Here is a 24665-nt window from a genome sequence, read left to right on the forward strand (position 1 = left end):
AGTTAGTTGTTCCTTTTTTGTGTTTAAATGCTTAAAAAAGTGCTGGTAGAAAATCTTTTTTGATTTCCACCAACACAATATATTATAGAACCTTATTGTAAGGCCTAGAGGAAAATACCTCTAGGTTTTTCTATTCGGCTGAAAAAGAACGTTACCAAAGCATAAAGCAATTCTCAATTTAAAGTTATAAAAGTTACGAAACCCATACGCATTTCTCTTTAACACTTTGATATGGTTGTTCAAGCATTCCAATGGGCCATTGGAATAGGATAATTCTAGAGCATGCTTAATTTCATTTTGAACTTTCTTAAAGGTAGAAAAAACTGTTTGGTAATAGACGGGAAGTCCAGAACAATCTTGTTCTAATAGCGAGTGGAATCTTGTGTAGTCTCGTGTTTGTACCGCATAAAGAACGTTCTGATAACAGGTGTAACCAGATTTTAACTCCTCATCATATGCAAGGAGTCGATCAACGAGTTCTGTTTCTGTTAAATAGGTGCGGAAAGAAGGACGCCATTGGCGTTTTTCAAAATCGAGCTTCGATTGGTTCTTTTGAAGAAGTTTCCAGTACTTCTTCAAGTGTCGATATTTTTTTGCCTCTACAGTTCCTTTCTGGAGAAACAGATTCATTCGTTGAATGCGGTGTTTTAAAAAGGTTCGTCCAATGTGTTGGACAATGTGAAAGCGATCGAGAATAATCTGAGCCATAGGAAACAATTTTTTGACGAGAGAAAAATAAGGAGCGTACATATCACAAACGATATATTTTACACGTTCACGAACAGACAAAGAGAATCGTGAAAAATAACGTTGTAAAAAGGACAATTGACGGTTTTCAATGACATCAATTAACTGCTTTGTTTGACCATCCATCATGATAAAACTCATAGAAGCAGCGACCTGTTTAACCGATTTAAATTCATCAAAACAAAGGACTTCAGGCAAGGTCAGGCGATTGATTTTTTCGGTTCATAAAATTGTTTCAAGACGCGATAGACAGAAGAAACAGAGACCTTCTTTTGACGCGCAATCTCACTCATAGACGTGACCTTTCTTAATCGATCGGCAATGGATAGCTTCACTTTCTTAGAAATCGAACACCCTTTTTGGATCAGACTTGTTTCAGCGACGAACGTTCTTTCACAGGAATAACAGAAGAAACGGCGTTTCTTCAAGCGTAAATACGTTTGATACTCAGACACATCGTTCATTAAAATAAGACAAGTCGTATAGCCCCAACGAATAATCTTTCCTTTTTCTTTCTCTCCACAATGAAGACAGGAGTGGGCTAAATAGTCTAATGTACCAGAAAATACCTGACAAATTCGTCCCTTAATGCGTTCTTTTTCTAAAGAATTTTCAGTAAAAGTAATGTTTAAGTCTAGAATATCTAAGGTATTTTTGATAAGATTGGTGTAAGACATCTTGATTTCCTCCTTTTAATTGGTTTTAGTCGACTTAATTCTAAAGGATATCGGGATGTCTTTTCTATTATTTTGCATTAAAAAAAGATGCCGGTGATTTCTCACCAACATCAGAAAGTATAGAGCCATAATATTGGAATCCTTATTTATTAAGGATTCTTTTTTTTATACAAAAAACCCTTCATACACACACTATATGAAGGGAAACACAATATGAAAAACTAAGAACAATAGTATAATAGCATCTATAGTTAAAATTCTCAAATATTTCGAATTTCATATAAAAAATTGAGAATTTTAAGTGTGTAAAAATTATGTATATAATTTATTTTTAATTTAATATTTTTTAATAAATTTTTAAAATAGTAAAGGGAAATATTTTACTTTATTTCAATCGCAGTATAGAATTAAGGTAATAAATAAATTTATCTTTTTTTTTTTGTATAAATAATATTTAAATAATATTTTTGTATAATTTCAGAATGTTTAAAGCTAATCGGCTAATAAATCATTAATCAATGAGGAGGCGTTAGTGTGAAACGGAAATGGTTATTTCTATTTTTAGTAGGATTGATATTGAGCATTCTACTAGTTGATGTGCATCAAGTTTATGCAGAAGATGAAGTAGTGTATGAGCAGTCTGAAATGGAAAATGAAAAGCCTAAGTTAGTAAAGGAAAAACAAGAACGCTTGGTTACTGTAGGATCAGGTACGCTTAGCGGAACTTACACAACCGGTAGCACGAGCCAGTCGATTATTACTATGTCATATACTTATACACCCACTCTAGATTTATCATTAGGTGGTCAACCGTTGATAATATTAAAATTGCCTACGGAAATAGCCAATCAAATCAATGGAAGTACGGCAAAGCAACAAAGCTTTTTATCCTTACTTTATGGAACAGTTACACTTCCTGCAGTATTAATTGGAAGTATCAGCTATAACATTCAAGATACGACGCGTGGATTTACCTTAGCGTATAGTAGCGCTTATAATTCAGTTTATGTCACATTTCCCACTAACATTGTCAGTTTGTTAGGTCTTAGCCGTTGGGCAGTTAGCTTCAGTTTTGACGTAGCAGCTTTGTATCAAAATGGCATCACGATACCACCAGCGAGTAATGGTATAAACTATCCCATCAAAGGCGTATTCGGTTCATCAACGGATGGGTTAAATATTATAAATTTAGTTTTAGGAAATGTTTCGCAATCCGCTGTTATAGCATTGCCTTCTATGTCAATAGGGAATGGTGTTCCTAATGTTACAGCACCCATTTTAAATAGTCCCATTTTAAATTTACAAACAACTGTAAGCGGTAATATCCAACAAATACAAAATAGTGCATATACTTATACTGTTCAGCTCACGATTACTCGATCGGATGGAACATCGGCACCAATCATAGTTAGTAAGATACCAGTCGATGCATCTGGAAACTTTAGTACCGTTTTAGCATCCCCTTTACAATATGTAGATAGTATTTCAGCATTCATTATCGCGCAATCAAAAACATCAAGTAATTATATTCAAAGTCCATCTTCTGCTATACAGGCTGTTAGTTGGCCAATCAAGCCAGTAACAGCCAGCACCGCAACACCAGGAACGACTCAACTTTCGGGAACTGCAGTGCAAACAAGTGCTGGGACTTACCAAGTAGCGTTGCAAATAAATGGAGGAGCAATATATACCACACCACTTAACGCAAATGGCACTTTTCAGTTTTCTAATTTGCCAATGTTTAAGGGTGGGGAAACGGTCAATTTGTCAGTGCAAGGACTAAGTAACCGGACTGGATCTATTTTAGTAACGAGCACAAGTTACAATCAAACGATTCCCTATTTGAAGCCAAATATTTCAGTCACACAGATGGTGGAAGGACTGAATGCACAAGGAAATTGGGAAACAGCATCGTCTGTTGTTACGGGTCAAACAATTCGCTACACATTAACAACAACGTTGACCAATCAGCCAGCAACTTGGAGTCAGCAGATGTTAAAAGCTTATATTCCAAATGGAATAGCTCAATTAAGTTCAGTAACTCTGATAAAAATCTCAAGTACGGGTGTACAAACCCCAGTAGTAGGAACACAACTCTTAACAGACTCTCATTTAAATCAGCAATATTGGTATTATCAAAATACACTTCCTGTAAATAATTTTACACAGCCAAATACGACTTTTAAGTTGCAGTACACAGGAGTAGCAGCTCAGAGTACAGTCGGACAATCATTGTCTTTTTCTAGTATTATTGGTGGAGTTGACGGTGGGGGAGAAGCAATTACGCCGCAAAATAATGCAAACTCAGTCTTAGTTGAGGATGGAACCTTGCGTTTTGTTCAGTCTCCTAAGCAAATTTCGTTTAAAAACATACCTGTACCATCGAAAACAACAACTTATAGTCCTAGTGTAGTGGATACTTCATTGATGGTTGCTGATGGACGAGTTGCCAAAAATCAATGGCACTTACTTGTTAGAGAAAGTCAGCCGATGAAATCCACAACGACAGAAAAGGTAATCAATCAAGCGTTTGTTTATCGAAAAAATGGACAGGATACGTCAATCACGACAATTGCTTCGGAAGCTTATGCTTATACTTCTCCTGATAATAATAATGTTGCTATTCCTTGGAATCAGCAAAATGGTGTATTTTTAAACCTCACTCCTAGTGTAAATATCAATGTAAACGAATCGTATACTGCGCAATTACAATGGATTTTATCGGATGCTCCTTTATAATCTGGGTGTTACTTCTTACAAAATAGGAAGTTAAAATAAAAATAGAAAGAAGGAAGTACAAATGAAAAAGATTTTAGGTTCTTTATCTACTGTTGCTGTACTTATTTCATGTGGTATTGCCGGAGGAACAGTTGTGGAAGCGGTTAGCGTAGGATCTTTAAATTCAAATGCAGATATTAGTTTTTCTCAAGATACAACAATAACACAGCCCGTCAATCCAACAGATCCCACTTCGCCAGTTACCCCTAATCCAAATGATCCCCACCAACCAGGAACAGGTGGACCACTGAGTTTGGATTATGTATCTAATTTTCATTTTGGAACTAAAGCGATTCAAACGTCAGATGCCACCTACTATGCTCAACTAGATCAGGTTCAAAATGCAACGACTACCTTGATCAGTGTGCCTAACTATGTTCAAGTAACGGATAAACGTGGGCTAAATCTTGGTTGGAAACTAACAGTGAAGCAAAATGGTCAATTTAAAACGGGGGCTAGCACACCAGCTGTTTTAACGAATGCTCAAATGAGCCTGGTCGCTGCAACACCCAATTCCACTCAGTTGATTGCATTGGCACCGGTAACAGTACCAGTACTATTAGATCCTTCAGGTGCAGCCTCTTCTCCCGTAGCTACCGCAGCACTTTCAACAGGGATAGGAACTTGGACGCTTGCGTTTGGATCGGGTGCTGGGGCAGCACAAGGGGTTAAATTGACCGTACCGAACGCAACAACAAAAGTTGCAAATGATCAATACAAGACGACGCTTACTTGGACGTTGAATGACAGTCCGATTTAATAGAAATGCTATATGATTTTATGAATTGATGTAACGTGATTTTATAGCTGATTTACTGAAAAGAACCTATTTTTCTGTGAATAGTGTTCTTTTCAGTGTCATTATAAATTGTTATAAAGGAGTTTTAACTATGAAAAAGAAGTTTACTCATTTGTTGTTTGCTATTATTTTAGTCGCTTCAGTGACGATTGGATTAGTCGGTCATGCTAGTGAAATTAATTTCAGTGCTAAAGCTATTTTACCGGAGAATCAGCGAAGCAAGGAAATTAGTTATTTTGATTTAAGAGTTGTGGCAGGAGAAACTCAGAAAATTAGCATAGAACTGACAAACGATACAGAAAAAGAAATTACAGTATATGCTTCAGCAAATTCAGCAATTACAAATAATAATGGAATCGTTGACTACTCTTATAAAGATACAAAAAAAGATTCGTCAGCCATTTTTACATTTAGTGAAATTGCTTCAATTCCAAAAGAAATTATTTTACCAAAAAAATCAAACAAAATAGTCGAATGCACAATTGATATACCTAAAGATTCCTTTGATGGCTATGTTTTAGGTGGCCTTTATTTTGAGCAAAAAGAAGCTAAAGAGGCTAAAAATGAAGGAGCTTTAGCCGTTGGTAATCGTTTTTCTTATGTTGTGGGCGTACTATTGAGTGAGACAGATAGGGAAGTCCGACCAGAATTAGCACTGAATGATGTGAAGGTGACTCAATTAAATGGTAAAAATGCGGTTATTATGAACATTCAAAATAAAGAAGCTGCAATGATCAAAGAACTGCAGGTAGATGCTAAACTTTATTATGAAGATGAAACAAAGCCTCGCTATGAAAATCATCAAGAATCTTTAAAAATGGCGCCAAACACGAATTTTAATTATAAAATAGACTTAAATGACCAACCTTTTGTTGCGGGAAATTATACCGTTAAAATTAAAGCAAATGATGGTTATAAAGATTGGACATGGGAAAGAAAACTCACTATAAGAGAAAAAGAAGCAAAAGAATATAATGCGATTGCCAGTAATCTACCTCCTGACCAAAAGAAAAAAGTACCATGGACTATTATTGTTATCATAATAGTCGTAACTCTAGCCGTAATATTAGGGATCATCTATTATTTTAATCAAAAAATTAAAAAAGAACGGAAAAGACAACAGAAAAAATATCAGAAATTAAAAAAGAAACTAGATAAACCGAAGTCATGAGAATTTATCTAGTTTGTATAGTCAAAATGAAGTGCTAAAAAATTTAGTTCTTAATCAATAATTTTTGTAAAATAAATAAAAAAATATCATATTTTCTTCACAATTAACTAGTAGTATATAAGCATACCAACAACAACCCTAATAAAACACTTTTTTCATTTTTAACTCCTTTCCCGTCCTTCCCCAAAGGTCGGGTATTTTTCTTATCTCAGAAAAGAGGCCAGGACATAACTCTACGAGTTATACCTAGCCTTAATAAATCCGAATAAACGGTGGGAGCAGAAGCAACTCCTTCGGAAATAAGTTGAAATTCACAAAAATTTGAAGAGCAATTTTCGTGAGTTTCCTCTTATTTCTCGGAGCTAAACACTTCTGTCCCAACCTCATCAGAGTAGATGATGCAATTTAATCAGCGATTATAGAGCAAACGATGGGCACGTGATACCAAGAAAAGCGCACTCAAAATCAATGATCAAAAAGTAAACCATAACCTAATGCACCAATTTCTCTAATATATGTTTTAAAGGTAGCAGAAGATTTTGAAACAGCTGGAAGTCCGCTAAGCTCAGAAATCCCTAAACGTTTTGCTAATAATTTTGAGCGATACATATGAAAATCACTTGTAACAATGACGGTATTTCCTAGAACTTGCTTCTTTTGAGCATTTTGAATATTTTCTTTGGTACGTGTTGAGGTATCTTCCGTCAGAATTTGTTTTTGTGAAATTCCATTCACTCTTAGATATTCTGCCATCACATTTGCTTCACTATCAGGTTCATCAGAACCTTGACCACCGCAAACGATGACTGTTGCTTTAGGATGCTCTTTTAAATAAGGAATAGCTGCATCCAATCTTTCTTTTAAAACGGTACTTGGATAGGGATTGTCTTTTGAAGTCCCTTTTACTTGTGCACCTAAAATAAGCACAGTGTCAGGTGATGCTGTTGGCTGATCTTTTGTCCCACTTAAAATTAGGAAAAGAATGAGACCAACATATATAATTCCTAAACCTATAATAATCAACATGATTCGTTTCACCCATTTCATAACACCACAACCTTTCTTAACTAGTGTAGTAGATAAATAGAGACAATAGTATTGATGTCTTCTTATTTAAAGTTTTTTTAACGATTTTAAGAGAAAGTATAGTATGACTGATAATTTATTATTATACTCTATAGTAAAATAAAAAAATGGAGGTATTTATGAGAACAGAAGAAGAAATGTTTCGATTGATTTTAGATACAGCAATAAAAGATCCTAACGTTTTGGCTGTTGGGATGAACGGTTCACGGACAAATAAAAATATACCAAAAGATTCGTTTCAGGATTATGATATTGTTTATATTGTAGAATCGTTAGATGCTTTCGTAAAAGATCAATCTTGGATTGATAGATTTGGCTCTCGTTTGATAATGCAAACACCAGAAGATATGACGTTATTTTCACCGACTGGGAATGGAAAGTTTACATACTTAATGTTGTTTGAAGATGGGAATCGAATCGATTTGACTCTCTGTCCAAAAGAGCAGGCGAACACTTGGAATGAAGGGGATCGTTTAGCTGAAATTTTATTGGATAAGGGGGCATTATTACCTAAGTTATCAGCAGCGACTGATCAAAATTACTGGACCAAATGTCCTAATCAAGAAGAATTTTCCGATTGTTGTAATCAATTTTGGTGGATCAGCACATATGTTGTCAAAGGATTGTGTCGTGGGGAATTGTTTTACGCAACAGATCATTTAAATGAATACTGTCGAAAAGAGCTGTTACGTTTATTAGCGTGGCAAGTGGGATCAGAGTATGGTTTTACTTTCAGTGTCGGGAAAAATTATAAATACTTACCTAATTATTTAATAGTTGAACAATATGAGGCAGTTATAAAAACAATGAATTTGTCTAGTGTTTCTTTAGCGTGGAAAGCGTTAATTTCATTGCAAAAACAGTTTGATCAAATTGCATATAAGTTTTCACAAAAGAATAATCTAATTTATGATCAAAAAGTGGCTAAAAAAGTGATGCAGTATACGGCAGATTTTAGTATGAGCCACTAAAATAAATAAGACGTTGAGACAAATTGAGCACAATTTGGGGTATATTTTTAAGTTTATTGTAAATTAATTAGAATTTTACCAAAGATATTGCCAAATAGCCTTTTTTCCTTTCCCTGATATGTGGTAGAATGGTAATTACACTGTATGAAATTTTGATGATTGTCATTTCCTGTTGATAGAAAATTTAAAATTCAGCATTTATACATAAAAACATGAAATTTTTCTCATATGTAAGCAAATAAATTGAAGATTGAGAGGAATTTAACTAAACTAGCTTTAAAATGAAAATATCTATAGTAAGAATAGAAAAAAATTAAGGTAATCATAGTAGGAAGGGTTATTTCCTTTTATTTTATTTCTAAAGCAGGAAAAGTCATTAAATTGAAGTAAGCATATAAATCATAAAAAAAGGAAGATAGCATAATGGAAAATGAAGAATCAGTTAGCCGCTCAGCAAAAAATGCAAAGGCACCTAAAAATAATCCTCATCCAAATAAGAAATCAAAGAAATGGTTAGTGCCGTTAGTTGGTGTGCTGATTTGTTTAGCATTGGTATTTACTGGCGGACTTGTCTATTTTCAATCGCATTTCTTTATCTCGGCAAAGGCAAATGGGGTTGATATCAGTTTACTAAACGCAAAAGATGCGAAGAAAAAGTTAGAAGAACTAAATAAAGATGAATCTGTTGTAATCAAAGTGAATGGTAAAGAAGAAAAAATTGAATTACCTAAAAAATATGAAATTACAGAAGAGTATTTGAAACAAAATATTGGGGATCGTTCAATAAAATTACCTATTAATGAAGATTATAAAACAGAATTGAAAAATAAATTAAATGAACTTACCTTTGAAGAAGGGACACCAAGTCAAGACGCTCGTATTGAAAAAGTTGATGGTAATTATCAAATTGTACCCGAACAAGTTGGGACGGCTGTTGACAAAGAAGCATTGATGAACCAAGTAATAAAAGATGTTGATGAGAATAAAGGCGACTACGTGTACGATGTCACAGCATTTTATCAAAAGCCGACAGTGACAAAAGAGGATAAAGGTCTACAAGAAAAATTAGCATTAATGTCTAAAAAAGAAAATAAAGCAATCACACTTGATATCAATGGTGAAAAATTGACTCTTACCAAAGAAGAATTACAGTCATTTATGAATGAAAAAGGAGATATTGATCCTAACAAAGTTTATGCTTGGGTGGAACAGACGAATCAAAAATATGGTTCAATCTTCAAACCAATCATTTTCAAAAATGTTCATGGTGTCACAACAAAATATAAAAACAATGGCAGTTATGGTTGGGATATCAATATGCCGCAAACAAGAGATTTAATTGTTCAAGCAATCAATAGTGATAAAGATACAGAAGAAATTACAGTACCAATCGATGGCGATGTCAATCAATCTCCTACCGTTGACAAAGATTATGTGGAAATTGATTTAAACGATCAAAAAATGTATTTCTTTAAAAACGGTGTTAAGGTCGTTGAAACGGATGTGATTACCGGTCGTTATAATAAAGGGACTGCAACAGTTCCTGGGTTCCATACTATTTTGTACAAAGATACGGATACAAAATTAGAAGGCGAAATGTTAGATGGGTCAAAATATAGTGTACCCGTAAAATATTGGATGCCATTGAAGAGTTTTGGCGGTGTAGTGACGCAGATCGGGATTCATGATGCAGACTACAAAGCAGAATATTTTGGAAATAAAGAAACATATAAAACAAACTTTGGTAGTAACGGTTGTATTAATACACCTGGGGATGCTGTTGCTCAAATCTTCAACGGTGCTTATGCTGGAATGCCTGTTATCGTTTATGGACATATCTATGATGATGCGCCAGGAGAATTCGATAAACCAGTTGATTATGGTGAGCCAGCTTAAAAAAATAATGAAAATTTGGGACAGAAGCGTTTAACTTATTTCAGAAGGATTTGCTTTTGCTCCCACTGTTTTTTTCGGATTCCTTAAGACTAGGATATAACTCGCAGAGTTATGTCCTAGTCTCTTTTGATAATGAAATAGGTAAATCCATAAAGAAAAAAGAGATAGTGCGTGTGCCTGATATTTATGATGTAAATCGCGTGAGAATTGGAAAAGTGATTGAGCGAGGAAAAGCACTCTTAGATGGCGAATTTCAATTAGCGGCATGTATTGTTGTTTTGAATTCGAATAGAGAATTTTTAGTTACTCAAAGGCACCCTAAAAAGCAAATGGGACTATATTGGGAAATTCTAGTTGGAGCTGTTGAACTAAATGAAAAAATAAAAAAGCGGCTATATGGGAATTACATAAAGAATTAGGCATTATTGTAGAAGAGGCTGAACTTTCTTCCCTATCTCTTCCAAGACGAATTGATAGCAGCCCAGTTTATGTGTTTTAATGAGATAAAAAAATATAAATTAGAAGATCGATTTACTCCTTTTAATTATGATATTTGTAAGAAACTTCAGCAAACATTCAATAGATAAACGTCAGAAAAGCTAAGAGGAGGAAATTGCTTATGAATGTCTTTGATCGAATCGCCGAGCATTACGATTCACCGAAACAATTAGAATTGGCAACGATTATCAAAAATGAAATCAAGTCAAAGTTAGGGAATACTTCTGATAAAATTGCATTAGACTACGGCTGTGGTACAGGATTGATCGGATTACAAATGGCAGATGACTTTAAGGAAATACTATTTGTTGATCCGTCTAAAGAAATGATCCGTATTGTCGATCAAAAAGTTGAGCAAAAAAATCAAGTAAATGCTAAAACAATAGTAGGAAGTTTTTCTAAAGGGGACACGCTAGGAATAAAAGCAGATATAATCATCGTTTCCTTAGTTCTTTTACATGTTCCTGATACACTTGATATACTAAAATCATTGTTTCAAGCGCTAAATTCAAAGGGACAGATTTTAATTGTTGACTTTGATAAAAACAAAAAAATTAGTCATGAGAAAGTGCATAATGGTTTTTCACAAGCCAAACTAAAAAAACAAATGGAAGAAATTGGGTTTAATTCAGTCTCTAGTGAAACATTTTATTATGGTGAGAAATTATTTATGAAACAAGATGCTTCGATGTTTAGTTTGAAAGCATGGAGGTAGACATCCTTACTATGTAAAGTTAGAGTATAATCAAAATTGACTTTATCTAGAGCGGATACTACTAGTTTTTTATTGTAAACTTTGAATATAAACCAATTGTAAATTATAGGAATAATATCCAAATTTTAAAAGCATGAGAAGATAACATGATGAAAATCATGCTGTCTTCTCATGCTTTTATCGTTTTTTTTTGAAGCTCATCTATTTTTATAAGCACATACAGCAAGCAATTAGCTTATTTAACAGAAACATTAAATAATTGCATTTTCGCTAATGTATTGTAGGGCAATTATATGTTATAGTTAATTTATCATTACTAAAGGAGAAAAAAATGAAAAAAGAAATAGCATGATTGTTATAGGATTGTGTTTACTAGCGTTAATAGGATTTGGAGGGAAATATTACATGGATGAGAAGAAAGAAGAACAAAAAAAGAGCTAACGGAAATAGAACGTCAATCAATAATTGTATTGAAGGAAACTTTTAGTGATATTAAGGAAGTTACGATAGAAAAAACTGAACATAATCAGGCAACTGGATCATATAGAATGTTTGTAACAGTGACAGACATACATAATCAGAGTGTTTCTTTTACCTATGGATACTGGAAAGAAATGAACTAGGAGATATTGGAATTGAAGATAGTAATATACAAAAAAATGGAATTACCCATTCCAAGGTAAAAGTTACTTTTTCAGACGGTGGTGTTGAATATATATGATAATCAGAGAGAAAGATTACAATCAGACCAGTAACGAAAAAAGAACAACCGACTTATTAAAGTGCTTCCAATAAAAAGGGCTGTCTCATTGAGAAGTCGTTTTTTGTTGCTAATTAGCATATGCCAAAAAGAATTTATAGATTCTCTCATAAAACGGGTCTCGTTTATAAAATGAGACTTTAGTTTGATGTAGGATGCTCTTTTTTCAAGTAATATAGAGGATATAAATAGGAAATTACGAGGTGGAATATGAAAAAAATAGTCGCGGGTGCAGCAATTCTGACAGTAGGTATTCTAATGAGCGGTTGTAATCAGAAAATAAATACAAACAACATATCCGGTGAAAAATCAAACCAGACAACCAGTAATAGAATTACAGAAAATTCTACTAAAGAACTTGATTCTTCTCAAAGTAATGAATTTTCGATTTCATTACAAGAAGCATTTAACAAATATAAGGAAGTCTACCCTAATACAGAACTAACATCAGTAGAACTAGATCAAAGTTTTGGAGAATACTATTACACAATTGAAGGTGTAGATGATCATAACCAATATGGCCTAAACATACAAGCAAATACTGGAGAAGTTAAGAAGGAACGAGAAGAAGTACTTGATAAAGATGAGCAAGATGGACTTAAGAAGAAACAGGAGGCCATTGATATAAAAAATGTATTGCCTATCCAAGAAGTGAGTGTCTTAGCAGAAAAAGAAGTGGGAACAGGAACAGCAACAGAATGGAAACTTGAGCGTGAATTAGCAACAACCTATTGGGAAGTAAAAGTAATAGAGAAGACTAAAGAGTACGAAATTAAGCTTGATGCACAGACAGGAAAAATTTTAGAGCGCTCTGAGGATTAACTTTAGCGTGAATATTTAAATTAGAAAAAGTCGAAGCTTTAGGTCTCGACTTTTTTTAGAATAATTTAACGTGTTTTCTAAAAAACATTCGTTATTGGCACATGATTAGTATGTTGGTATTTGAACTTTAATTGGTGTGATCCTTCTTTTGACTGGAACTAATTAATAACTACTAAAATAGATATAATAATAATTTTGCCTTTCTATTGTAAAATAAATTCCAAAGTAGTATACTTACTTTAAGTAAGAAGAAAGAGGGATATATAATGACAAAATATGGTGTGATCGTAGGTTCAACTAGAAAAAATTCATATTCAGAAGCAGTTGCAAAAGCAATTGTGAAGGGACTTCCAGAAAATGCAGAAGTTACCTTTATAACTATCGGAGATTTACCACTTTATAATCAAGATTTAGATGAAAATTCTCCAAAAGAGTACACTCGCTTTAGAGCAGAAGTAAGTCAACAAGATGCAATTATTTTTGTAACACCTGAACATAACCGTAGTATTCCGGCAGCATTAAAAAATGCATTGGATATTGCTTCTCGTCCATGGGGAGAAAATGTGTGGGATGGTAAGCCAGCGCTTGTAGCATCACAATCTATTTCTGGAATATCTGGAGTTTTGGCTAATCATGTGTTACGACAATCTCTGACTTTCTTAAATATGCCAACTATGCAACAGCCAGAAGTCTATATTGCCAACTCAAATAATTTATTTGATGAAAACTTAGAACCTACTAATAAAGGAACTGAAGACTTTTTAGAAGGTGTTGGAAAACAATTTGTTAATTTTGCATCAAAATTTAGTTAAATAATAATGTAGAAAGACAGTATGGGATACCCGTACTGCCTTTTTTTGCATGATCTACCACCAATATATAAGTGTTGATTGCTATTTTCTTTGTGTTCAAAACAAGGGATACAAACAATCAATGAAATCTCTTTGTGAACGTTTTCTTTCAAGGCGTTAATCAGAATGTATTCCTATGTTTTATAAAGGAATTATGATATATAATTATGTAAAGTAAAAAAGGAGGTCCTGTATGAATAATGATTATGATTCTCCAAAACCTGTACCAATTCCAACAGATACCAATGCTACTACTGTCCACGTTCAAAAAGAGAAAAATGATTTTATCTTTTTGAAAAAAAGCAGTGATTTTGAAGTAGTATTTCCTGAACCAATTTCAGTTATTGAGAAAAAACAAAAAACAAAAAAAGAATTATAAATGCTTTAGGTCAGAGTTGTCATGCTCTGACCTAAAGCATTTAAAAATTCCAACTAACAAGGAAAAGAATCTAAATTACTTAAGCATTTAGACTTTAAATAGTTTTAATTTAATATAAAATACAATTTTTGTTACAGGCTGAGGTTACACGGTATTAATCGAATCATTAAAATACGAATGTCCCATAGAAGGCAACACTTTTGCTATTACAAGACTAATATCTGCTGCGGTCGTCCCGTCTTCGTTACTCATCCATTCTACGAGAGTCCCAATCGTTCCTTTTACAAAATAAGTAAAGAAATAATCCAAAAGACGCGGATCCTCTTCCTTAAACATACGACGAAATTCCGCTAAAGCTAAGTCGCGGACTTCAGAGAAAATTGTTTCTAACAGATAACTAGTCGTGTTATTTTTTAGTAAAGTCAGTGAAATCACTTTATTTTTATCTAAAATCGTAATAAAACGTTGTAACCAGTCAACTAAATTATCCGAGGTACGTAACTTGATCAAAGGAAGAATTTCTGCAGTCAGCTCAGATTCAATCACTTGAAATAAATCTATGCTATCTTGGTAATAGTTGTAAAAGGTTCCTCGATTGATATCAGCCTTATGAGTGATTTCAGTAACAGTAATATCTTGTAAGTTCTTTTCGGCTAGTAATTCTATAAATGCTTCTCGAATCACTTTTTTTGTGTATTGTGTGCGGCGATTATCTTTTATTCCAACCATTGACAACATTCCTTTCAACACTTTTTTTATTACTGTTCAAAAAATGACAAATCGTTTAAATCTGCTTATTGTAATTCATTTTAAGACTGATTATACTTATTGAGAATCATTAAAGCAACAGTTTGTTGAAATTATAACGAGGTGAAAAAAATGAGTTTTATTGAGATAAAGAATTTATTTAAACGTTATCGAATGGGTGATACGACGATTGTAGCCAATAACGATATCAGTTTTTCTGTAGAAGAAGGAGAATTAGCAGTAATTTTAGGTCCGAGTGGTGCAGGTAAATCAACGGTTTTAAATATCTTGGGAGGAATGGACAGTCCTAGTGAAGGAAAAGTAGTCATTAATGGGATAGATATTTCACCGCTAAATGAGAAACGATTGACAGAATATCGGCGAACTGAGGTTGGTTTTGTTTTTCAATTTTATAACTTAGTCCCTAATTTAACTGCAAAAGAAAATGTTGAATTGGCAACGGCTGTTTCTAAAAATGCGTTAGATGTGGAAATGACGTTGGAGCAAGTTGGGTTAGGTGAACGAATGGCGAATTTTCCAGCACAGCTATCTGGTGGAGAACAGCAGCGTGTTGCAATTGCGCGAGCATTAGCTAAAAATCCCAAAGTTTTGTTGTGTGATGAACCGACTGGAGCTCTTGATTATGAAACCGGAAAGCAGGTCCTGCAATTATTACAGGATGTTTGTCGAAAACAGGGTCGGACAGTTCTTTTGATTACTCATAATAGTGCAATTGCACCGATTGCTGATCGAGTAATTCGAATCAATGATGCAAAAGTTCGGTCTATAGAAATCAACGAACACCCAAAACCAATTACAGAGATTGAGTGGTAGGTGAACAGAATGAAAAATAATTTATATCTTCGTAGCACATTCCGTGATATTCGAAGCTCATTAGGACGTTTTATTGCCATCATTTTAATTATTTTCATGGCTGTTTTATTATTTGTTGGGATTAAGTCAGTAGGACCAGATTTGGAAACGAGTATTCAAAATTATGTTGTGAAAAATAATGTTTCAGACCTTCAAATAGTCAGCACTGCAGGTTTAACAGAGAATGACCTTAAAGCGGTAGAAACAATTTCAGGAGTCGAAGCAGAGTTGGGCTATAGTTTTCCTTATGCCGATGAAACGCATGATAGGGCACTGCAATTATACTCTTATGATAAAAAAGCAATCCAGAATAAGTTGAAATTAATCAAAGGGCGGTTTCCTACTAAATCAACTGAGATCGTGTTAGATATAGCACTTGAGAAAGAGTACCCATTGGATAGTCAAATGATTATTGATAGCGATCGTTTGATGAAAAATGATTTTAAAGTAGTGGGTTACGTTGAATCACCAATTTACGTGAATAAAGAAGAAAAAGGGGCTACTTCTATTGGCAATGGAACGATAGATGGCTATGCGTATATAAATGAAGTTGCTTTTAATCATGATGCCTATTCGATTTTGTATCTTCGTTTTGATGACTTATTGAATGAAAATATTTTTTCAAAAAAATATTCCACTACATTAATGAAAAGAAAGGAACAAGTAGAAAAAATAGTTGAAACCAGAAAAGCGGAACGAAAACAAGAGTTGGTTGATCAGGCAACAGTTGAAATTAATAAGAATCAAACTGAACTGATCCAAAATCAAAAAAAGCTTGATGAAGGACAACCACAACTAGATTTTGCAAAGCAACAATTGGAACAAGAAAAGAATCAGCTAACTACACAAAAAGAGCAACTAATTCAAATGTATGGGGAAACGGCTGCTAGCAATTTTGCCGATGGTGAAGTACAGATAGAACAGGCAGAAAAAAATTTTGAGGAGCAACAAGAGTTACTATCAAAAAATCAAACGAAAATTTTAGCAGGACAACTAAAAATTAATGAGGCAAAAACTGAAGTAGCGGACTTGAATACACCTAACTATTTTATAACTGAGCGTGAAGCTAATCCTGGTTTTGAAGAAGTGACTAGTCTTTCTACGCGGATTGATGCAATCGGTAATATTTTTCCTGTCTTTTTCTTTTTGATTGGTGCGTTGATCACATTTACTACAATTACACGAATGGTGGAAGAGGATCGTAAGGTGATTGGATCATTGAAAGCTCTAGGTTATCGAAATAGCGAAATTTCACAAAAATATCTAGTTTACGCTCTACTGACTGTCAGTATCGGTTCCGTACTTGGTGTGATTGTGGGAACAAAATTACTTCCGCCAATAGTGTTTAAAATGCTAAGTTCTTCGTATGTATTCACGGCGTATCTGACTAACTTTTGGATAGGGCCTATCTTGATTGCTATTGGTGGTGCCTTGATCGCAACAGTTGTGGCAACTATCTATATTTTGATCAAGGATTTACGAGAAAAACCAATGGCACTTTTGATGCCTAAAGCACCAAAACCTGGAAAAAGAATTCTTTTAGAATATATTACGCCACTTTGGACGCGCTTAAGCTTTAATCAAAAAGTTACTTACCGCAATCTTTTCCGTTATAAAGCACGAATGATTTTAACAATTTCAGGAATAGCCGGATGTTGTGGTTTAATGGTAGCAGGTTTTGGTTTGAGAGATTCTATTGGTGGTGCGGCGGATGTTCAATTCAATCAACTAAATCATTTTCAAGCTATTGTGATAGTAGACAATAATGCAACAGTAAATGATACAGAAACAGTTGATATAGTTTTGAAAAATGAGCAAGAAATCAAATCTAATTATCCTGTATATACGACTCAAGTTAAGTTCAAGCAAGAAGGCTTGACTGATCAAGCTGCAACAATTTATAGCTTTTCAGACAATAATCAAGTTAATAAGTATTTTACTTTGAAAAAAGCAAATAATGATTCATTAACAAAACTTGGTGATAATGGTGCGATTATCACAACTGGGCTAGCAAAAGCATATAACGTAAAGGTTGGCGACGAGCTGACGATGCAAAATGCTGATGGAACAAAATTGAGAATCAAAGTCAGTGGGATTGTAGAAAATTATTTAGGTAATAATATTTTTGTTAATCAACAATATTTAGAAAAAATTAGTGGTGAGCGAATTAGACCAAATTCGTTTCTAGTTAAAACAAATAACATGACTGTTGAAGCTCAAAATCGCTTATCTAAAAAATTACAAGAGACTAAACAAGTTCGTGCAACAACCTTTATGAGTCAGCAAATAGAGAAACAGACCTACGCTAGTACTAATTTCCAACCAGTCGTGCTGATTTTCATCGTGTTATCAGGAACGCTGGCTTTAGTCGTTTTGTTTAATCTTACAAATATAAATGTTTCAGAGCGAGAACGGGAATTGGCTACTATCAAAGTTCTAGGATTTTTTAATATGGAAGTTACTATGTATATCGTTAGAGAAACAATTATTTTCACCGTGCTAGGTATTTTATTAGGCTTTGGAGTTGGGAAAATACTAACTTGGTTTATTATTACCACCGCTGCATCACCTATGATTAGTTTCCCACTGTTGATCCCGATTTCTGGTTATCTCTTTTCAGCTGGTCTAACTATTTTATTTTCTTTGCTTGTAATGTTCATTACTCACCGTAGACTAAAGAAAATAGATATGATTACTGCACTTAAATCGAATGAATGATTTTCTAAATATAAGGAATATAAAACTGGAATCTCATCATTTAGCTATTGATGTAAAAATTACTAATAAGCGACCTCTACCAGTAGAGGTCGCTTATTAGATCCAGAACATAAATAATTTACCTCACTATAATAATAAAGTTAAAATACTAGAATATCATAGAGGTGAAATTTAAGTGAATGAACAAAAAATATGGTTTGAATTCGTTTCCAATCATATTTTTATTCTATACTCTTATTAATTGAAACTTAAGATAAGCAATTTGGACGAATTACCAAGTTAAATTATTGCAAAGAAAGATAAACATCAGATAAATCATTTTTTATAACAGTATCAATTTGCCTAATTTGATACTGCATTAACTCTTTTTTTCTTAGCAAAACCATGTTAGAAGAATTTTTAAAAAAAGCAATATGATCTTTAGTTTCTACCACTTCAGCAAAAGCCTTCCATTGCATAGTAGAAGAGGATAAGTCAGTAGACACTAGAACATGTTCATTGTCTAAATAAAAAGATTGTTGTGGGAATAAATCCTTATTTCTAGGATCTTTTAACATTTTTTTTAAAGCTATGTCGATTTGAAATCGGTAACGTAAAGTAAAGGAAATTACCAGCAAAAAAGATAAAAATGTTATAAAAAAGCCTAATGGATAGTATTGTATTATATTACTAATAGTTAAGGGAACAAAAACAAAAGAGGGTGCTCTAAAAAAAGACCATATTAAAAATAATGAGAGCAAGAGTAGAATTGCAGAAAAAACTATCATTACAATTAAAAACAACCGTAATTTTTTATTTTTAAAATGTAAATATATTTTGTTAAAATCAAACCATTCTTTTTCTGACAATTTTTGTTCAAATTCTATTTTCATTATCATCACCTCTATTCTTATTATACAAGAAGAAGTGATTGAAAGGAAATTTCATTTAGATTGATCATTGAGCTATCAAACTCATAAATATTGATAGTATTTTACGTTATATTTAAAAAGATGCGTTATTTTTAAAGAGTACAAAATCACATTATATTTGCGAAAATATTTATATAGTCAACATTTTTCAACTGTTAAGCCAAATAAGTTTAAATAAATTTCATTATTTAAAAAATGTTGGTCTCTTGGTTGTTTATTTGTCGTGATTTAATCATCCTGGAGAATGATATTTTTTTATACTTAGAATGTAAAGTAATTATTTTCCATAGAAATAGTGAAGGAAAGAAGTCTAGATTCTATATATCCCTTTCATATATCAAAAATGAATGTTTTGAGATGTGTGTCAATTTGTAGGACACATTTTCATTTAGAAAACATCTTAATCACACATTCAAATATCCTTTTATCTAACAAATTTTAAACAGTTTAACAAGAGTGTCTAAAAAAAAAAGGAAATGGAAGTCACTAAGTTTGTAATTAAAGACGTCCAGATATAGTATACAAATAACAAATATAAAGCATTATAGAAAGAGGTAATTTTATGAAAAATAAGTTCATGGTGCTGGGAATTGGAATCGGCTTATTAGCGCTTGGCAGTCTGTATTTAGGTAAAAAAACTGGTTTGCTCGAAAATGATGATTATTTATATGATGAATATGATACTAGTAAGTAAAAGTCGAAATATGAAGGAGAAAATATCATGAAAAAAAATAAAGCTGTAATGATCGGTGCTGGAATCGCAAATATGGCTGCGGCCGTTTATCTCATTCAAGAAGGAGGTTGGAGTGGCTCTCAAATCAAATTTTATTCATTAGATGATCATGGATCAAATGATGGAGCACCGACTGATACCGTAATTGATGAATATTGGAATGAAAATCATCCGATGGAAAATACCAAAGGGTATATTGCACGTGGTGGTCGAATGTTGAACTACCGTACGTATGTTGATTTGATGGACTTATTGAGTAGAATCCCTTCAGCAACTGAACCGAATATGACGGCTGAAGAAGATACCAGAGATTTTGATTCGAAACATCGAACATACGACAAAGCACGTTTACTTGAAGGGGGAAAAGGAATCATCGATGGTGGCAAATTAGGTTTTAATAATACTGACCGAGCACTATTGACTAAACTAATTTCCATGCCTGACACTGAAGAAGAAAAATTAGATAATATAACAATTGCAGAATATTTTAAAGATGATCCGCACTTTTTTGAAACAAACTTCTGGTTTATGTGGGAAACTACGTTTGCTTTTAGAACAAGAAGTTCTGCACAAGAATTTCGCCGGTATATGCACCAAATGATTTATGAATTCACTCAAATTGAACATTTAGTAGGGGTAAATCGTACGAGATATAATCAATTTGAAAGTATCATGTTGCCATTGATTAACTACTTGAAAGATCAAGGGTGCGAAATTATTTTGAATCGTTTAGTGACCGATTTTGATTTTAAAGAAACTCAAATGCAAGATGAAATAACTGTAACGGGAATTAAAATGATTGATACAGTAACAAATGAACATCATTACTTGTCAATTGATGAAGATACAGCTGTTATTTTCACAAATGGTTCGATTACTGATTCAGCAACCTTAGGTGATTATGATACGCCAGCAGCAGAAAATATGGATTATGGCGCGGCTTCCTCACTTTGGAAAAATATCAGTGAAAAATTTTATAATTTAGGTAATCCGGATAAATTTTTTACCGACCGAGATGCAAGTGAATGGGTAAGTTTTACATTGACTTCTAAAGATCATTTATTACTAAATGAAATCATCAGAATCACGACTCAAACTCCGGGGAATGCGCTAAATTCATTTGTTTCAACTATACCAATAACACCATTAGGACAAAAAGATGTCAATATGTCTATCGTGGTTCATCATCAACCACACTTTACAACACAAAAACCAAATGAAACAGTTATTTGGGGATATTTCTTGTATCCTAGACGTCAAGGTAAATTTGTTGAGAAGGAATACATTAAAATGACCGGTAAAGAAATGGTACAAGAATTGATTGGTCAATTATCTAAAGTGGATCCTGGTCCAATCAATATTGCTGAAAAAGAAGATAAAATATTAGATAGTGTTATTAATAATATACCGGTATACATGCCATATGCTTCAGCTTTATTTAATAATAGAGCAAAGATAGACAGACCGAAAGTTATTCCAGAACATTCAACAAACCTAGCATTTACTGGAGAGTTTGTAGAACAACCCTATCAAATGATTTTTACCGAACAAAGTGCCGTTCGTTCTGGTGAAATTGCAGCTTTCCACTTTTCAGGTGTGCCAATGTCTAAATTAGTAAAAACGCCAAGATATGATAAGGATATTCCTACGTTGCTGAAAGCCGCAAAGAAAATGTTTGAATAAATAAAGTTCAACAAGTCATTTACAAAATAGAAATTGAACGATTGCAGCTTCACAAAGTTGCAATTGTTCAATTGTTTTACAAAAAAATTTTACTGGATAGCTTCCCCAAAATAGTCATTTTTAGACGAAGAAGGATAATTTTTATTTATCTTTTAATTATTCAACTTTTCTATCCTAAAAAATTTACAATAAAATCAATGTATTAATAACTACCATCATGCGCAAGGCGGACAACGTAAAAAGGAATCAATTTTTAAGAAATGCTTGCTTTTTATTTGAAGAAGTGTTTAAATTAACTCATAAATGATTGATGAGAAAGACAACTGAACTTGCAAGCAGTCTTTTAGAGAAGGAAATCTTGGCTGAAAATTTCCCAGACTGGCACAAGGAATGACCACTTTTTCCAACCTTTGTTGAAACAGAGGCGGTCGTACCGTTAACACGCTTGAGGAACATGGCAGTTTGCTGTGTTTAAAAATAGGTGGAACCACGAACTTTTCGTCCTAGTATTCCGATTTTAGTATCGGTTGCTAGGACTTTTTTCATTTTTTTTAAGAATTTGAAAAAAGACCAAAATGAAGTGAACAATCAATCTTTTCAATCATAATTTATTAAAGGAGGAAACAAAAATGTCAATCAACATTACTTTTCCAGATGGCGCAGTCAAAGAATTTGAGGCTGGTTCGTCAACGTTAGATATCGCTAAAAGTATCAGCAATAGTTTAGCTAAAAAAGCATTAGCAGGGAAATTCAATGGCACATTAATAGATTTAGATCGTCCAATAGAAGAGGATGGTACTATCGAAATCGTGACACCGGATCATGAGGATGCATTAGGTATTTTACGCCATTCATCCGCTCATTTAATGGCGAATGCCTTACGTCGTTTATTCCCAAAAATCAAATTTGGAGTAGGTCCAGCCATTGATTCTGGTTTTTACTATGACACTGATAATGGTGAAAATCCGATAACAGCTGAAGATTTACCTGCAATTGAAGCAGAAATGATGAAAATCGTAAAAGAAAACAATCCAATCGTTCGCAAAGTTGTTTCTAAAAATGAAGCATTAGAGCTATTTTCAGACGATCCATACAAAGTGGAATTGATTTCGGAGCTTCCAGAAGATGAAGTTATTACTGTTTATGATCAAGGAGATTTTGTTGATCTATGTCGCGGTGTACATGTACCATCAACTGGACGTATTCAAGTATTCCAATTACTATCAGTTGCGGGTGCTTATTGGAGAGGAAATTCCAACAACCAAATGATGCAACGTATTTATGGAACTGCCTTTTTCGATAAAAAAGATTTAAAAGAGTTCATTAAAATGCGTGAAGAAGCTAAAGAACGCGATCATCGTAAATTAGGTAAAGAGCTTGATTTATTTATGCTTAATCCTGATGTGGGTTCAGGATTGCCATTCTGGTTGCCAAAAGGTGCGACAATCCGCCGTACAATTGAGCGTTACATTACTGATAAAGAGATCAGTTTAGGTTATCAACATGTGTATACACCAATCATGGCTAATGTTGAATTTTACAAGAGATCTGGACATTGGGACCACTACCATGAAGACATGTTCCCACCAATGGATATGGGAGATGGCGAAATGTTAGTGCTTCGTCCAATGAACTGTCCACACCACATGATGGTTTATAAAAATGATATCCACAGCTACCGTGAATTACCAATTAGAATTGCAGAACTTGGTATGATGCATCGTTATGAAAAATCTGGCGCACTATCTGGATTACAACGTGTTCGTGAAATGACTTTGAATGATGGACATACATTTGTTCGTCCAGATCAAATTAAAGAAGAATTTTTACGTACATTAAAATTAATGGTAGAAGTTTACGCTGATTTTGATGTGACAGATTATCGTTTCCGTTTAAGCTTAAGAGATCCTAACAACAAAGAGAAATACTTTGATGATGACGCAATGTGGGAAAGATCAGAAACAATGATCAAAGAAGCGGCTGACGAAGCGGGAATTGATTACTTTGAAGCGGAAGGTGAAGCAGCCTTTTACGGACCTAAGCTGGATGTTCAAGTAAAAACTGCTTTAGGAATGGAAGAAACATTATCTACAATTCAAATTGATGCGTTATTACCAGAACGATTTGATTTGACTTATGTAGGTGAAGATGGAGAAAATACACATCGTCCATTGGTTATCCACAGAGGAATCGTTTCAACAATGGAACGTTTTGTTGCTTACTTGACTGAGGTCTACAAAGGGGCTTTCCCAACTTGGTTGGCACCGATTCAGGCAACTATTATTCCAGTATCAGTTGAAGCTCATTCAGACTATGCATATGAAGTGAAAAAACGACTGCAAGAACAAGGTCTGCGTATCGAGGTAGACGACCGCAATGAGAAAATGGGTTACAAGATTCGTGCCTCTCAAACACAAAAAATTCCTTATCAAATCGTCGTTGGGGATAAAGAGATGGATGATGCAACAGTTAATATTCGCCGTTACGGCAGCAAAGAAACAGAAGTGATCGATTTAAATATCTTTGTAGATAGTATGGTCGCTGATGTAGCAAATTATAGTAGAAGATAATAAAAAGGAGACTGATACAGAAGTGTTTAACTCCGAGAAATAAGAGGAAATTCAAGCAAATTGCTCTTCGAATTTCTGTGAAGTTCACCTTATTTCTGAAAGAGTTACTTGTGCTCTCACCGTTTATTTGGATTCCTTAAGGCTAGGATATGACTCGTCGGGTTATATCCTAGCCTTTTTTCTGCAGTAAAAATTAAATATTTTCTTAGTAAGAGGATTCCCTCTATTTTTTTTTGATTTTTTTCGTTACAATAGAGGAGCGAGACTTTTCTCATATGGA

Annotated in this window: 18 protein-coding genes and 1 pseudogene; 15 read left to right on the plus strand and 4 right to left on the minus strand. The window is 33.7% G+C overall.

The window, feature by feature from the left end; all coding sequences use genetic code 11:
* Window positions 1–120: 120 nt before the first annotated feature.
* Window positions 121–1424: pseudogene (locus tag IGI43_RS14380) on the minus strand (ISL3 family transposase).
* A 534-nt stretch (window positions 1425–1958) separates the two neighbouring features.
* Here IGI43_RS14380 and IGI43_RS14385 point away from each other — a divergent pair.
* The 3 genes from IGI43_RS14385 (at window position 1959) to IGI43_RS14395 (ending at window position 6172) form a co-directional block, all read left to right on the plus strand.
* Window positions 1959–4163, plus strand: a complete 2205-nt coding sequence (locus IGI43_RS14385; RefSeq protein ID WP_438758467.1) for a hypothetical protein — start codon at window positions 1959–1961, stop codon at window positions 4161–4163.
* Between the two features lie 61 nt (window positions 4164–4224).
* Window positions 4225–4962, plus strand: coding sequence for a WxL domain-containing protein (locus IGI43_RS14390; RefSeq protein WP_438758468.1), 738 nt, complete (start codon window positions 4225–4227; stop codon window positions 4960–4962).
* Window positions 4963–5092: 130 nt separating this feature from the next.
* Window positions 5093–6172 (plus strand): DUF916 and DUF3324 domain-containing protein, encoded by a 1080-nt coding sequence (locus IGI43_RS14395; RefSeq protein WP_438758469.1) that lies wholly within the window; start codon window positions 5093–5095, stop codon window positions 6170–6172.
* A gap of 465 nt (window positions 6173–6637) precedes the next feature.
* Here the strand turns inward: IGI43_RS14395 and IGI43_RS14400 are convergent, their stop codons facing one another.
* On the minus strand, window positions 6638–7219 hold the full coding sequence (locus IGI43_RS14400) for a YdcF family protein (protein ID WP_438758470.1): 582 nt from the start codon (window positions 7217–7219) through the stop codon (window positions 6638–6640).
* Between the two features lie 158 nt (window positions 7220–7377).
* Between IGI43_RS14400 and IGI43_RS14405 the strand changes: the two genes are divergently transcribed.
* The 7 genes from IGI43_RS14405 to IGI43_RS14435 all read left to right on the plus strand — a co-directional run bounded on the left by IGI43_RS14405 (window position 7378) and on the right by IGI43_RS14435 (window position 14150).
* Window positions 7378–8229, plus strand: a complete 852-nt coding sequence (locus tag IGI43_RS14405) for an aminoglycoside 6-adenylyltransferase (RefSeq protein ID WP_438758471.1) — start codon at window positions 7378–7380, stop codon at window positions 8227–8229.
* Window positions 8230–8652: 423 nt separating this feature from the next.
* Window positions 8653–10125, plus strand: coding sequence for a L,D-transpeptidase family protein (locus IGI43_RS14410; RefSeq protein WP_438758472.1), 1473 nt, complete (start codon window positions 8653–8655; stop codon window positions 10123–10125).
* A gap of 173 nt (window positions 10126–10298) precedes the next feature.
* A complete protein-coding gene (locus IGI43_RS14415; protein WP_438758473.1) occupies window positions 10299–10544 on the plus strand; it encodes a hypothetical protein in 246 nt (81 codons plus the stop codon).
* A 194-nt stretch (window positions 10545–10738) separates the two neighbouring features.
* Complete coding sequence (locus IGI43_RS14420; RefSeq protein ID WP_438758474.1) at window positions 10739–11338, plus strand: class I SAM-dependent methyltransferase; 600 nt, start codon at window positions 10739–10741, stop codon at window positions 11336–11338.
* A gap of 970 nt (window positions 11339–12308) precedes the next feature.
* Window positions 12309–12920 carry a PepSY domain-containing protein gene (locus IGI43_RS14425; RefSeq protein ID WP_438758475.1) on the plus strand — a complete coding sequence of 204 codons (612 nt, stop codon included), beginning with the start codon at window positions 12309–12311 and terminating at the stop codon, window positions 12918–12920.
* A 266-nt stretch (window positions 12921–13186) separates the two neighbouring features.
* Complete coding sequence (locus IGI43_RS14430) at window positions 13187–13732, plus strand: NADPH-dependent FMN reductase (protein ID WP_438758476.1); 546 nt, start codon at window positions 13187–13189, stop codon at window positions 13730–13732.
* A 232-nt stretch (window positions 13733–13964) separates the two neighbouring features.
* The gene (locus tag IGI43_RS14435; RefSeq protein ID WP_438758477.1) at window positions 13965–14150 is read left to right on the plus strand and encodes a hypothetical protein; all 186 of its coding nucleotides are present in this window, start codon (window positions 13965–13967) and stop codon (window positions 14148–14150) included.
* Between the two features lie 144 nt (window positions 14151–14294).
* Here IGI43_RS14435 and IGI43_RS14440 read toward each other — a convergent pair whose 3' ends face one another.
* Window positions 14295–14879: a TetR/AcrR family transcriptional regulator gene (locus tag IGI43_RS14440; RefSeq protein ID WP_438758478.1), complete on the minus strand. Its 585-nt coding sequence runs from the start codon at window positions 14877–14879 to the stop codon at window positions 14295–14297.
* A 150-nt stretch (window positions 14880–15029) separates the two neighbouring features.
* On the opposite strand from IGI43_RS14440, the gene IGI43_RS14445 reads away from it, so the two are divergent.
* Window positions 15030–15731: an ABC transporter ATP-binding protein gene (locus tag IGI43_RS14445; protein WP_438758479.1), complete on the plus strand. Its 702-nt coding sequence runs from the start codon at window positions 15030–15032 to the stop codon at window positions 15729–15731.
* Between the two features lie 9 nt (window positions 15732–15740).
* The gene (locus tag IGI43_RS14450) at window positions 15741–18488 is read left to right on the plus strand and encodes an FtsX-like permease family protein (protein WP_438758480.1); all 2748 of its coding nucleotides are present in this window, start codon (window positions 15741–15743) and stop codon (window positions 18486–18488) included.
* 284 nt (window positions 18489–18772) lie between these two features.
* On the opposite strand, the gene IGI43_RS14455 is transcribed toward IGI43_RS14450, so the two are convergent.
* Window positions 18773–19360: a YcxB family protein gene (locus tag IGI43_RS14455; protein ID WP_438758481.1), complete on the minus strand. Its 588-nt coding sequence runs from the start codon at window positions 19358–19360 to the stop codon at window positions 18773–18775.
* Window positions 19361–19961: 601 nt separating this feature from the next.
* On the opposite strand from IGI43_RS14455, the gene IGI43_RS14460 reads away from it, so the two are divergent.
* The 3 genes from IGI43_RS14460 to thrS all read left to right on the plus strand — a co-directional run bounded on the left by IGI43_RS14460 (window position 19962) and on the right by thrS (window position 24385).
* Window positions 19962–20093 (plus strand): methanol dehydrogenase, encoded by a 132-nt coding sequence (locus tag IGI43_RS14460; protein WP_438758482.1) that lies wholly within the window; start codon window positions 19962–19964, stop codon window positions 20091–20093.
* A 27-nt stretch (window positions 20094–20120) separates the two neighbouring features.
* The gene (locus tag IGI43_RS14465) at window positions 20121–21815 is read left to right on the plus strand and encodes an oleate hydratase (RefSeq protein ID WP_438758483.1); all 1695 of its coding nucleotides are present in this window, start codon (window positions 20121–20123) and stop codon (window positions 21813–21815) included.
* A gap of 629 nt (window positions 21816–22444) precedes the next feature.
* The gene (thrS, locus tag IGI43_RS14470; RefSeq protein WP_438758484.1) at window positions 22445–24385 is read left to right on the plus strand and encodes a threonine--tRNA ligase; all 1941 of its coding nucleotides are present in this window, start codon (window positions 22445–22447) and stop codon (window positions 24383–24385) included.
* Window positions 24386–24665 lie beyond the last annotated feature (280 nt).

The sequence above is a fragment of the Enterococcus sp. AZ126 genome, from assembly GCF_051714545.1.
Lineage (GTDB): Bacteria > Bacillota > Bacilli > Lactobacillales > Enterococcaceae > Enterococcus_L.